General features: G+C 72.5%; 9 protein-coding genes and 1 pseudogene. 3 read left to right on the top strand and 7 right to left on the bottom strand.

All coding sequences use genetic code 11. From position 1 onward, the window contains the following. The 5 genes from EEJ42_RS20240 to EEJ42_RS20220 form a co-directional block, all read right to left on the bottom strand. Positions 1-1,495 (bottom strand): alkaline phosphatase family protein (locus tag EEJ42_RS20240; RefSeq protein WP_123101519.1); only part of this gene is annotated, 1,495 nt, incomplete at its 3' end. A 96-nt stretch (positions 1,496-1,591) separates the two neighbouring features. Then, the gene (locus EEJ42_RS20235) at positions 1,592-3,649 is read right to left on the bottom strand and encodes an ABC transporter ATP-binding protein (RefSeq protein ID WP_123101517.1); all 2,058 of its coding nucleotides are present in this window, start codon (positions 3,647-3,649) and stop codon (positions 1,592-1,594) included. Continuing rightward, positions 3,646-4,542 (bottom strand): ABC transporter permease, encoded by an 897-nt coding sequence (locus EEJ42_RS20230; RefSeq protein WP_123101515.1) that lies wholly within the window; start codon positions 4,540-4,542, stop codon positions 3,646-3,648. The genes EEJ42_RS20235 and EEJ42_RS20230 overlap by 4 nt, the downstream gene beginning before the upstream one ends. Then, the gene (locus EEJ42_RS20225; RefSeq protein ID WP_123101513.1) at positions 4,539-5,489 is read right to left on the bottom strand and encodes an ABC transporter permease; all 951 of its coding nucleotides are present in this window, start codon (positions 5,487-5,489) and stop codon (positions 4,539-4,541) included. Before EEJ42_RS20225 ends, EEJ42_RS20230 begins: the two co-directional genes overlap by 4 nt. Beyond that, on the bottom strand, positions 5,486-7,315 hold the full coding sequence (locus EEJ42_RS20220; RefSeq protein WP_123101511.1) for a peptide ABC transporter substrate-binding protein: 1,830 nt from the start codon (positions 7,313-7,315) through the stop codon (positions 5,486-5,488). The genes EEJ42_RS20225 and EEJ42_RS20220 overlap by 4 nt, the downstream gene beginning before the upstream one ends. 166 nt (positions 7,316-7,481) lie before the next feature. Between EEJ42_RS20220 and EEJ42_RS20215 the strand changes: the two genes are divergently transcribed. Further along, positions 7,482-8,966, top strand: coding sequence for a M81 family metallopeptidase (locus EEJ42_RS20215; RefSeq protein ID WP_123101509.1), 1,485 nt, complete (start codon positions 7,482-7,484; stop codon positions 8,964-8,966). A gap of 372 nt (positions 8,967-9,338) precedes the next feature. Here the strand turns inward: EEJ42_RS20215 and EEJ42_RS20210 are convergent, their stop codons facing one another. Together EEJ42_RS20210 and EEJ42_RS20205 are read right to left on the bottom strand one after the other, a co-directional pair. Next, positions 9,339-10,160 (bottom strand): alpha/beta fold hydrolase, encoded by an 822-nt coding sequence (locus tag EEJ42_RS20210; RefSeq protein ID WP_123101508.1) that lies wholly within the window; start codon positions 10,158-10,160, stop codon positions 9,339-9,341. A 160-nt stretch (positions 10,161-10,320) separates the two neighbouring features. Next, positions 10,321-10,995: a lysophospholipid acyltransferase family protein gene (locus tag EEJ42_RS20205; RefSeq protein WP_123101506.1), complete on the bottom strand. Its 675-nt coding sequence runs from the start codon at positions 10,993-10,995 to the stop codon at positions 10,321-10,323. 260 nt (positions 10,996-11,255) lie between these two features. Between EEJ42_RS20205 and EEJ42_RS20200 the strand changes: the two genes are divergently transcribed. Beyond that, positions 11,256-12,413 (top strand): glycerophosphodiester phosphodiesterase, encoded by a 1,158-nt coding sequence (locus EEJ42_RS20200; RefSeq protein WP_123101504.1) that lies wholly within the window; start codon positions 11,256-11,258, stop codon positions 12,411-12,413. A gap of 113 nt (positions 12,414-12,526) precedes the next feature. After that, positions 12,527-12,718, top strand: a pseudogene (locus tag EEJ42_RS20195) (sigma-70 family RNA polymerase sigma factor); the annotation flags it as partial.

Below are 12,718 nucleotides of genomic sequence, written 5' to 3'. Positions count from 1 at the left end.
GCGTCCAGTGCGCGCGGTCCGCCGGGGGCGGCCCCGGGCGGCGCAGGGGCTGCGGGGCGGCGGCGCCGCCGAAGGCGAAGGCGCCGGTCAGATCGCCGCACACGGTCCGGCGCCAGGCGGAGATGTTCGGCACCTCGATGCCCAGCCACCTCTCCAGGAAGCGGTTGGCGGAGGTGTGGTCGAACAGCTCGGAGCAGACGTAACCGCCGACCGTCCAGGGCGAGATCACCAGCATCGGCACCCGCATCCCCAGGCCCAGCGGCCGTCCCTGCCACCACTCCTCGGCCACGTCGGCGGGCGGGTTGGGCGGCACCACGTGGTCGAAGAAGCCGTCGTTCTCGTCGTAGGCGAGGAAGACCGCGGTCTTGCGCCACACCTCGGGGTGGGCGGCGAGCGCGTCCAGCACCGCGTACGTCACGGTGGCGCTGTGCGCGGGGGTGGAGACGTCGGGGTGCTCGGAGTCCAGCGGAGAGGGCACCAGGTACGACACCGCGGGCAGCCGCCCGGCCGCCACGTCGGCACGGAACGCCTCCTCGAAGCCGCCCTCCGGGACCCGGCGCAAGCCCCGCTCGAACAGCCGCCGTTCGTCGTCCGTCAGCTTCTCCAGGCCCGCTTCCAGCCCGTCGAGGAGCCGCCGCCGCTCGGCGCCGGACGCCTCCCGCACCGTGGTGTAGAACGCGTTCGTGCTGGTGAAGCCCAGCCCGGCCAGCGCCTTGCGGGCCACGGCCTTGAACGGCCGGTAGAACTCGATGTTGTTGTCCTGGAAGTTGTCCCACTCCTGGTAGACCTTCCAGCTCACCCCGGCCCGCTCCAGCACCTCGGGGGTGGTGGTCCAGTCGTAGCCGGGGTGGCTGTCCTCCTCGTACGCGTCGTTGCCGACCGCGCGCCCGCCGCCCGGCCCCGGCTCGTAGCCGGTGGTGCCGCTGACCCAGTAGTTCCGGTTGGGGCTGGTGGAGGAGTGGATGGCGGAGTGGTACGCGTCGCAGATGGTGAACGTGTCCGCCAGCTCGTAGTGGAACGGGATGTCCGCGCGGTCGAAGTGGACCATGGTGGCCGGGGACTTGGCGGCGATCCAGTTGTCCATCCAGCCGCCGTGCCACGCCTTCGCGCCGCCGTCCCACGAGTGGTCGAGCTGGCCCACGAACCGCAGGTCCTCGCGCTGCGCCTCGGCCGCCTCGCGCGCCCCGAACGGCAGGACGTGGCCGCCGCCCGGCTTCGGCTGCGCGAAGACGCTCTGCCCGCCGGGCAGGGTGACGGCGCCCGGGTCGGCGTAGCCGCGGACGCCCCGGAGCGTGCCGAAGTAGTGGTCGAAGGAACGGTTCTCCTGCATCAGCAGGACCACGTGCTCGATGGCGGCGAGACCACCGGGCGGCGGGGCCGGGTACGCGGCGAGGGCCGCCTGGAGCGACGGCGGCAGCAGCGACCCCGCCGCGGCCGCGCCCGTCGCCCCGGCACCGAGTGCGACCAGCCTCCGGCGTGCGATGTCCGATGCCACCTGTGCCTCCCCTGTCCGTGTGCATCCGCCCGGGAAGCTAACAAGGGCAGGTGGCCGGTGAACATCCGCGGCGTGACGGCGGCATGGCAGCCCGGCTCAGACGGCCCCAGGGGCCAGGGGAAAGTGGCAGGCCACCGAGTGGCCCGGAGCGGCCGGTTCGGCGGGCAGCGGCTCCTCCCGCGCGCAGAGGTCCCGGGCCTGCGGGCAGCGGGTGCGGAACCGGCAGCCGGAGGGCGGATCGGCGGCCGACGGCGTCTCCCCGCCGAGCGGCGCGGCCGACGGCCGTACGCCCGGATCGGCATGGTCCGCCGTGTCCAGCAGCCCCCGGGTGTACGGGTGGAGGGGCGAGGCGAACACGGTCGCAGCGGGGCCGGTTTCCACCAGCTTGCCCAGGTACATCACGCCGACCCGGTCCGCGAGATACCGGACCACGGCGAGGTCGTGCGAGATGAACAGATACGCCACCCCCTTCTCGCGCTGGAGCTCCCGCATCAGGTTGAGGATCTGCGCCTGTACGGAGACGTCCAGCGCGGAGACCGGTTCGTCCGCCACGACCAGCGAGGGCGACAGCGCGAGCGCCCGGGCCAGCCCGAGCCGCTGGCGCTGGCCGCCGGAGAACTCGTGCGGATAGCGGTCCACCGCACCGCGCGGCAGCCCCACGTCGTCCAGCAGCCGCGCGATCCGCGCGCGCTGCCCGGCGCGGTCCCCGATGCCCTGGATGACCAGCGGCTCGCGCAGGATCGCCGCCACCCGCATCCGCGGGTCCATCGAGGCGTACGAGTCCTGGAACATCAGCTGCACCTCGCGGCGGTGCGCCTTGCGCGCGCGGCGGTCCAGCGTGGCGGGGTCGCGCTCGCCGAAGCGGATGGAACCCGCGGTCGGGGGTTCCATGCCGACGACGAGCCTGCCGAGCGTGGACTTCCCGCAGCCGGACTCCCCCACGATCCCGAACGTCTCCCCGCGCCGCACGGAGAGCGACACCCCGGCCACCGCGCTCACCGCCGCGCCGCCGCGGCGGGCGAACGGGCCGCCGCGCAGCGGGTAGTCCTTGGTCAGGCCGGTGATTCGCAGCAGGACATCATCGGCAGGCGCCGAGGGGGCCGGGGCGGCGGGGACCACCTGGGCGACGGGGCCGGCGCCCGGCGGTACGGGATGGAAGCAGGCGAAGGCGTGCGCATCGCGGGACGCCCCCTCAGCCGTCGACAGCGGCGGCTCCTCCGTCGCGCACCGCTCGCTCGCGAACCCGCACCGCGGCGCGAAACGGCACCCCGTGGGGCGGTCCACCGGCGACGGCGGAAGCCCCGGGATCGTGGCCAGCGGCTGGGACGCGTCGGCGGCGCGTTCCGGCAGGGCGGCGAAGAGCGCCTGGGTGTAGCGGTGGCGCGGGGCCGCGAACAGGGCGCGGACACCGGCCCGTTCCACGGTCCTGCCCGCGTACATCACCGCCACCCGGTCCACCCGCCGGGCGATCACCCCGAGGTCGTGGGTGACGAGGATCAGCGCCATGCCCAGCCGCGCCCGCAACTCATCGATCAGCTCCAGGATCTGGGCCTGCGTGGTCACGTCCAGCGCCGTCGTCGGCTCGTCGGCGATCAGCAGCGCGGGTTCACAGATCAGCGCCATGGCGATGGCCACCCGCTGCCGCATACCGCCGCTGAGCTGGTGCGGATAACTCCGCAGCCGCTCCCCCGGCTTCGGCAGGCCCACCAGCCGCAGCATCTCCTCGGCCCGCCGCCACGCCTCCGCCTTCCCCACGCCCTTGTGCAGCAGCAGCGGTTCGGCGACCTGGGCGCCGATGGTCATGGTGGGGTTGAGGGAGGTCAGCGGGTCCTGGAAGACCATGCCGATGGTGTTGCCGCGTACGCCCCGCAGCACCGGTTCGGGCGCGCTCGCCAGGTCCGTACCGGCGAAGGCGACGGAACCGCCGGTGATACGGGCTCCGCCCGGCAGCAGCCCCAGCACGCTCAGCGCGGTCATCGTCTTGCCGCAGCCGGACTCGCCGACGAGGCCCAGCGCCTCGCCCGGGGCGAGGTCCAGGGACACCCCGTCGAGGGCGTGCACGGTGCGGCGGCGGTCGCCGTCGCGGGCCGGGATCTCGACGTGGAGGTCGTCGATGCGCAACAGGGCGTCGGTGCGCAGCAGGGAGTCGGTCATCGGCGGTTCCTCCGGATCCTCTGGAGCCGCACGTCGAAGGCGTCCCGCAGGCCGTCCCCGAGAAAGGTGAACGCGGCGACGACGAGCACGATCGCGAGGCCGGGCGGGAAGATCAGCCACCAGTAGCCGACCTGGGTGTAGGTGATGCCGGTGCTGAGCATGGAGCCCCAGTCGGCGGCGGGCGGCGGGATGGACAGGCCGAGGAAGGACAGATAGGCGACGTACAGGATCGCGTCGGCGATCTGGAACGTGGCATTGACGATCACCGTGCCGATGGCGTTCGGCACGATGTGCCGGAAGACGGCCCGGAGGCCGCCACCGCCCATGAGCCGCATGGCGTGGATGTAGTCGCGGCTGCGCAGGGCCAGCGCCTCGCCGCGGATGAGGCGGGCCGGGGACAGCCAGGCGACGGAGGCGATGATCAGGATCAGCACGGGTTTGCTCGGGGTGACGATCGTGGCCACGACGACCAGCAGGAACAGCGCAGGGATGGCGAGCGCGGCATCCGTGACCCGCATCATCGCGGCGGCCGGCCAGCCGCCGAAGTAGCCCGCGACCGCGCCGTACACGGTGCCGATGAGGGTGGCCAGCAGCCCCGCCGCGAGGCCGACCTCCAGGGAGGTCTGGCCGCCGGTCATCAGCCGGCCCAGCATGTCGTAGCCGAGGTCGGTGGTGCCGAGCGGGTGGCCGGGACTGCCGGGCGGGAGGTTGGCCCGGCCGAGGTCGGTGTGCACCTGGTCGGTGGGGCGGATCAGCGGGCCGAGGAAGCAGAAGGCCATGAGCGCCACCAGCACCACCGCGCCCGCCAGGGCCGGCTTGTCGCGGGTGAGGACGGCCAGCGCGCGCCGGGCGGGGGTGACGGTCGTGGCGCTCACGGACGCTGTGGCGGTCACGAGACGCTCCTGATCCGGGGGTCGAGGACGGCGTACGCGATGTCGGTGATCAGCGAGCCGAGGACGGTGGCGACACCGACGACGAGCGTCACCCCGAGCAGCACCGGGAAGTCCGAGCCCTGGGCCGCGTTCCAGAACAGCAGCCCCATCCCCGGGTAGTTGAACATCGACTCCACGACGAGCGACCCGCTGAGCAGCGTCGGGAGGTAGAGGCCGAGGAGGCTCGCGAGCGGGATGAGCGCGTTGCGCAGCACGTGCCGGGCCATGATCCGGGCGTTGGACTGGCCCTTGGCGCGCGCGGTGCGGACGTAGTCCTCGCTCAGGTTGTCCAGCACCGCCGAGCGCGTGTAGCGGCTGAAGGCGGCGACGATGCCGAACGCCAGGGTGACCACCGGCAGCACCAGGGCGAGCGGGTCGGACAGGATGCCGCCGACCGTGTCCGCCTGCGGCGCCTCGGCCGGGAAGAGCTGGAGCCGCTGGCTGAAGACGAGGATGAGGACGAGGCCGAGGAAGAAGACCGGCGTGGCGTACGCGAGGAAGGCGGCCCCGGTGAGCAGGTGGTCGGCGATCCGGCCGCGGCGTACGGCCTGGAGGACGCCGAGCGGAACGGCGAGGACGGCCGCGAGCGCGATCGACAGCCCGGCCAGCACCAGGGTCCTGGGGAGCCGGTCGGCCAGCAGGGCGGTGACGGTCTGGTTGAGCTTGTACGACGCGCCGAGGTCGCCCGTGAGCAGTCGGCGCAGGTAGTGGACGTATTGGAGGGGCAGCGAGCGGTCGTAGCCCTGCTGGTGGTTGAAGTGCTCGACGGCCTGCGGGGTGGCCTGGGGGCCGAGGATCGCGCGGGCCGGGCCGCCGGGGAGCTGGTGCAGCAGCACGAAGACGATGACGGAGACGAGGAGCAGGACGACCGCGGCCTGTGCGGTCCGTTTGGCCAGGAAGCGGATCATCCGCGGCCCGCTCTCTTCTTGTCCTTCGCGTCCTTCGCGTCCTTCGTGACGAAGTACCAGTCCTGGGGCGCGAGGGTGAGCGTCGGGTTCTGGTCGATGCCGCGCAGGTCGTTGCGGATGACGGAGACCTGGTAGGCCGGGTTGGGGGTCCACAGGACGGGGACCTGCCGCGCGACGTACTCCCCGTAACGCCGCATGGCGGCCGGATCGCCGGAGTACTCGGTGGCCTTGATCAGCTCATCGGCGCGCGGATCGGACCAGTTGCCCATGTTGGAGGGGGCGCCGGTGGCGAAGAGCTGTTCGCCGCTGGGCGCGGGCGGGAAGTACCAGCTGCCCGCCGTGCCGAAGAACCCCAGCTCCCACGCCGAGCACAGCGGCTCGGTCCGCTTACAGGGGACGGTCGTGCCGAGGACGGTGTTGAGCGGCTGCTGCCGGATGTCGAGCGTGATCCCGGCCCGGTCGTACGAGGACTTGATCTCCTGCATCTGATTGGAGGTCTCGGTCGAGCCGGACTGGGAGAGCAGCGAGAGCTTCAGCCGCTGCCCGCCCCTGATCCCCTTGCCGCAGGCGTCCGGCCCCGTCCCGGGCCGTACGCACCGCAGCACCCCGCCGCGCTCGCGCCAGCCGTGCGCGGCCAGCAGCCGCCTCGCCCTTGTCGGGTCGTACGGGTACGGGTCGCGGGCGAGCAGACCGGCCGGGATCGGGCCGCGGGTGGGGGCGGCGGTGCCGTGCCAGACGACCCGGGCGATGGAGCGCTGGTCGATCAGGTACTGGAGGGCCCGGCGCAGATAGGTCTGACGCAGCATCGGGCCCGTGGTGGGGTGGTTGAGGTTGAGGACGATGTACGTGATCGCCCAGCCCTCCCAGGGGTCGACGCGATAGCCCCGCTCCGTGAACCGCCCGGCCTGGGCCATGACCGAGGGCGGGATGTAGCCGTAGTCGACGCCGCCGGAGCGCAGCACGTTGAATTCGGAGTCGGCGGTGGTGAACGGCTTGAAGACGACACGGTCGAGGTGGGGTTTGTCCGGGCCGGTGTAGTGCCGGTTGGGGACGAGCGAGACCTGACCGGAGGTGCTCCACCGTTCGATCTTCCAGGGTCCGGAAACCGTCTTCCACAGCGGATCGGTGGCGAACGCCGACAGCCGTTTGGCGTGCCCGAGCAGCCGGGCGAAGCTCTTCCGGGGGCTTTCGTTCCGCGGGTTCCAGGCGTGGCGCGGCAGCGGGACGACGTTCTGACCGAGCTGGTTGGCGGTGAACCAGGCGGGGTTGTACGCGCGGTCGAGCCGGAGCCGGAAGGTGCGGTCGTCGACGGTCTCGAAACGCTTGACGTTGTCGGGCAGGAGGCCGGGCGAGTAGCCGCCCCACTCCTTCTTGTTGTCCCTGATCAGTTCGAACCAGAACTTGACGTCCCCCGTGGTCACGGGCCTTCCGTCGGACCAGGTGGAGCCCTTCTTCAGGGTGACGGTCACCGCCGTGCCGCCGTCGCCGTAGCGGGGTGGCTCGGCGAGGTTGCGCGGGTTGTCCATGGTGAGCGTCCCGCCCTTGCGCACCGGCTGGTACAGCGGCGGATACAGCAGGTTCTGGAGGGCGCCGTTGTACGAGGCCAGATAGCCGGGGGCACCGATCGGGAAGATCCAGTTGGGCCCGGCGGCGGGCGGCAGCGCCATGGTCGCCGTACCGCCCTCGACCCTGGTCCCGCCGGTCGCGCCCACGTCCGTGACCCGCCCGGAACCGGCCGAACAGCCGCCGGTCAGCAGGGTCAGCAGGGCCGCGAGCAGCCCGGCGAGGAGGGTGCGTAAGCGTGTGCGTGTTTCGGACCGACCCATGCTGCCTCCGCGTACGGACGCCGGTGAAACCCCATCAAGGCTCTGTTACGTCTGGTACGGGAACCCACGGATGTTAACCACCAAAGGCCCGCCGTGACAGCGTCTTCATTCGGCCAACGCATGCCGGCGCATAGGGTGAGCGCGGACCGACCGGAAGCGAGGCAGCATGGCACCCACCACCTCCCGAGGCCGTCGCCTGCGGATCGGCATCGGCGGCATGCACATCGAGTCCAGCACCTTCAGCCCGCACCGCGCCGCCTACGACGACTTCCGGGTCACCCGCGGCGACGAGCTGCTGGCCCGCTACGGCTGGGCCCGTCCGGACGGCGACCTCGCCGAGGTCGTCGAATGGGTGCCGCTGGTGCACGCCGTCTCGCTCCCCGGCGGCCCCGTCGACCCCGCCACGTACGCCCGCGTCAAGGCCGAACTCACCGACCGCATCCGCGCGGCCGGTCCCCTCGACGGGCTGGTGTACGACATCCACGGCGCGATGAGCGTCGTCGGCCTGGAGGACGCCGAGGGCGATCTCACCGACGCCGTACGGGAGGCCATCGGGCCCGACGCGCTGATCTCCGCCGCCATGGATCTGCACGGCAACGTCTCACGCCGCTTCGCCGACCGCCTCGACCTGCTCACCGCGCACCGTCTCGCCCCGCACGAGGACGCCTGGGAGACGCGCGAACGCGCCGCCCGCAAACTCGTCGAACGCCTCGTCTCCGGCAAGGGCCGCCCCCACGTGGCGTGGGTGCAGATCCCGGTGCTGCTGCCCGGCGAGAAGACCAGCACCCGGCTGGAGCCCGCCACCTCGCTCTACGGGCGGCTGGCCGCCGTCGAGGCGCTGGACGGCGTCGTGGACGCGGCCATCTGGGTCGGCTACGCCTGGGCCGACGAACCGCGCTGCCGCGCCACCGTGGTCGTCACCGGCGACGACCCCGCGCTCGTCGTCGACCAGGCGCGGTCGCTGGCCCGCGAGTACTGGGAGGTACGGCGCGACTTCGCCTTCGTCGGCCCCACCGGCAGCGCCGACGCCTGTATCGCCGATGCCCTCGCCTCGCCCGACCGCCCCTTCCTCATCAGCGACTCCGGCGACAACCCGACGGCGGGCGGGGCCGGTGACCTCGCGTACATGCTGCGCCGCCTGCTCGCCCACGACGACCTGGCCGCCGGTCGTGCCACCGCCCTCCACTCCGGCATCACCGACCCGGCGGCGGTCGCGCGCTGCGTCGCCGCGGGCGTCGGTGCGACGGTGTCCCTCCCGGTCGGCGGGCACTTCAGCGGTGCCGCGGCGCACGGCGGCCCGTACGAGCTGGTCGGCGAGGTGATCGCGTTGCGCCCGGGCGACGAGGTGGGCGGGAACCTCGCGGCGGTGCGGTGCGGCGGGGTCACCGTGATCCTCACCAGCCGCCGGAAGCCGTTCCATCGGCCGGCCGACTTCGGGGAGCTGGATCCGCGGACGTACGACCTGGTCGTGGTGAAGATCGGCTACCTGGAGCCGGAGCTGTACGAGATGGCGGCGGACTGGCGCTTGGCCCTGACGCCGGGTGGGGTGGACCAGGATCTGCTGCGGCTGGGGCACCGGCGGGTGGTGCGGCCGCTGTACCCGTTCGACGAGGAGATGCCGGAACCGGACCTGACCCCGGTACTGCTGTAGCCGGGGGCGCCTGCGGCTTTGTTCCCCACCCCGCCCCTTCCCGACCCGGGGCTCCGCCCCGGCCCCCGTTGCGGGGGCTCCGCCCCCTGCACCCCCGCCGGGGCTCCGCCCCAGGACCCCGCTCCTCAAACGCCGGAGGGGCTGGGGGTGGGACATCTCCGCCCCGGACCCGATCCCCCGGAGGGGCTGAGGGTGAGGCACACCGCGCCCCGAGCCCCACTCACCCGGGAGGCGGGATGTGCCCCAGGTTGTGGGCAATCGTTCCGCGGAGGGGGCACCTCCCAGCGGTAGCTGGGGGAGGAACGGGTGGGCACAACCCGGCCACCGGGCCGCACCCGGCAACGAAACGCCAAGGGAGCCGGGGCGGAGCCGCTACGCGTCGTCCGCCGGCAGCGAGTCCAGGAAGCGGCCCACCGCCCACGCGTACTCCTTCGGCGCGTCATCGTGGATCCAGTGCCCGCACCCCGCGAACTCCCGCAACGTGGTGCGCGGCCGCCGCCGCGCCATCTCGCGGGCGTGGCCCGGCGGCAGCAGCGAGGAATGCTCGCCGTGCATCAGCAGCGCCGGACAGGCCGACCCGAGCCACTCGGACCAGAAGTCGCCCCGCATGGCCTCCTGCGAGGCCATCATGTGGGCGGGTTCGAACAGCAGTCGCCATCCACCGGTCGCCCGATCCGGTTCCGCGCTGTCGAGGAAGTACGAGGCGTCGTGGATGCCGCGGGACTCGATCTGGGCGCGCAGGGCCTCCCGGTCGGCGGCCCAGGTCGGCCAGCCGGAGACGTCGAGCACGGGGTGGGCGACCACCGGACGGTCCGTCACGGCGCCGATGTCCTCGACGACGAGGGCGCTCACCAACTCGGGGTGGCGCGCGGCGAGGGCGTACGCGGCGACCGCGCCCGTGGAGTGGGCGACGACCGGCACCGGTCCGTGACGCAGTTCGTCCAGCAGGGCGGCGGCGTCGGCGACGTACTCGTCCAGGGTGAACGGCCCGCCGCCCCCGGTCAGCCCGTGTCCCCGCTGGTCGAGCGCTATCACCCGGTACGCGGGGCCCAGGGCGGCGGCCAGCGGCGCGTACATGCGGCCGCGGCCGAAGTGCCCGTGGAGGGCGAGAACCGGGGTACCCGGTCCGCCGAAGTCGGTGAGGGCGAACCGGCGACCGCGGAGGGACACGAAGTCGGGGGAGGGCACGGTCATTGTCGTCACCCGCGGCACGGTAGTGGTCGTCCCGGGCGCGAGACCAGTGCATCGGGGCGCCCAACCGACGGTGATAGGCCAGTGACCGAAACGGCGTGAAGGAGGGCGGAAGCTGACACTTCGATGTCGGCTTCCGCCCGCTTCGGGGTCGGCGCCGGCCTCAGGCCGCGGCCTTCGCCTTCGTGGCGTACATGTCCACGTACTCCTGCCCGGACAGCCGCATGACCTCGCTCATGACCTCGTCGGTCACGGCCCGCAGCACATACCGGTCGCGGTCCATGCCCTCGTAGCGGGTGAACTCCAGCGGTTCGCCGAACCGCACCGCCACCCGACCGGGCCGCGGCAGCCCCTTGCCGCCCGGCTGGAGCCGGTCGGTGCCGATCATCGCGAACGGCACCACCTGCGCGCCGGTCATCAGGGCGAGCCGGGCGATGCCGGTGCGGCCGCGGTAGAGGCGGCCGTCGGGGGAGCGGGTGCCCTCGGGGTAGATGCCGAAGACCTTGCCCTCCTCCAGCACCCGGCGGCCGGTCATCAGCGCGGCGACGCCGCCGTGCCCGCCGTCCCGGTCGACCGGGATCATGCCGACGCCGGTGAAGAACCAGGCCATCAGCCGCCCCTTGAGGCCCTTGCCGGTCACGTACTCGTCCTTGCCGATGAAGAAGACCTGGCGGTCACAGACGAGCGGCAGGATCACCGAGTCGATGAAGGTGAGGTGGTTCCCGGCGAGGATCACCGGACCGGAGCCGGGAATGCGCTCCGCGCCCTCGACCCGTGGACGGAACATCAGGCGCATCAGCGGACCGAGTACTGCCTTCAGGAACACGAAACGGGACAACGGGCCCTCCGGTCGGGGTCAAGGTCGGGGGCGCTCGCCGTACGGTCCGTCAACCCAGGTCCGTACAACAACGCCGATGAGGACGATACTCGCCGGTCATGTCGCCGCGCACACCGGGTTCACCCACCTGATACGCAGTGTTGACACCCGTTTCCCACGCGTTTCGTCGCAGGTCTCCCATAAGAAAGGCACACCCACCTACCATCAGCCCGTCCTCTGACAGGAATTGACGGTGCTGGACACCAGAGCGAGGAGTGCTCATGGAGCGCGAACAGCGCGAGCAACAGCCCGGGCGGCGCGCCCTTCTGGGGGCCGCCGCCCTCGGTGCGGGAGCGATGGCCCTGGGCGGCGCGGGCACGGCCACCGCCGCGGATGCGGGCGCCGCGGGGAAGCCCGGGCCCGTGCGCGGGCTGCCGGTGCCGACCGTGATCGGCCACCGCGGCGCGTCGGGCTACCGCCCCGAGCACACGCTCGGCTCGTACCAGCTCGCGCTGGACATGGGCGCGGACATCGTCGAGCAGGATCTCGTCCCCACCAAGGACGGGCATCTGGTGTGCCGTCACGAGAACGACATCACGGCCACCACCGACGTCTCCGCCCATTCGGAGTTCGCCGACCGCAAGACCACCAAAACGGTCGACGGCACCAAGCTGACCGGCTGGTTCACCGAGGACTTCACGCTGGCCGAGCTGAAGACGCTGCGCGCCAAGGAGCGCATCCCCGGCACCCGCCAGCGCAACACGCTCTACGACGGCCGCTGGGAGGTGCCCACCTTCGAAGAGGTGCTCCAGTGGGCCGAGCGCGAGGGCCGCAAGCGAGGCCGGAAGGTCTGGCTGTACGTCGAGACCAAGCACCCCACCTACTTCCGCAAGCTCGGCCTCGGCCTGGAGGAGCGGGTCGCCAAGCTGCTCCGTAGGTACGGACGCCACAAGAAGGACGCGGCGCTCTTCCTCCAGTCCTTCGAGCCGAGCAGCATCCAGCGGCTGCGCAAGCTGGTCGACACCCCGTCGGTCGTGCTGCTGTCCACCATGACCAGCCGCCCGTGGGACTTCGTCGAGGCGAACGACCCGCGGACGGTCGCGGACCTCGTCAAGCCCGAGGGCCTGAAGTGGATCGCGAGCTACGCCCAGGGCATCGGCCCCGACCTGTCGGTGATCATCCCGCGCACGCCCGACGGCAAGCTCGGCACCCCGACCAGCGTGGTCAAGGACGCGCACGCGGCCGGGCTCGTCCTGCACCCGTACACCATGCGCAACGAGAACACCTTCCTGCCCGTCGACTTCCGGCGCGGCACCGACGCCAACGCGTACGGGGACGCCTTCGGCGCCCTCAAGGCGTACTTCGACACCGGCATCGACGGGATCTTCTCCGACAACCCGGACACCGCGCTCCTCGCTGCGGCGGACTTCCGTAAGTAAGGCGTCCGGTGGGCCGCGCCGTGAGCGTCAAGGCGCGGCCCGCCGCCGCCCCGGTCGAGTGAGAGACCCGGGGCCCGGCAACCACCCGCCGAGCGCGTCACGTCCCGCCCGGCATGGACCTTGTGGAGCAACTGCGTCCGCTGCTCGCCGCCGAGGCGGCGGCCGAGGCGTACGGCGCGGGGGTCGAGCCCGCCGAGCTGGAGCAGGCCGTCTGGCTGCGGCTGCTGGAGCGCACCCGGGACAGCGGCCCGCCGCCCCAGCCCGCGCGCTGGCTGCGCCGCGCGGTCCGCGCCGAGGTGCGCGGG

It is taken from the genome of Streptomyces botrytidirepellens, assembly GCF_003721215.1.
GTDB lineage: Bacteria > Actinomycetota > Actinomycetes > Streptomycetales > Streptomycetaceae > Streptomyces > Streptomyces himastatinicus.
This window is presented reverse-complemented; position numbering and strand designations above follow the sequence as displayed.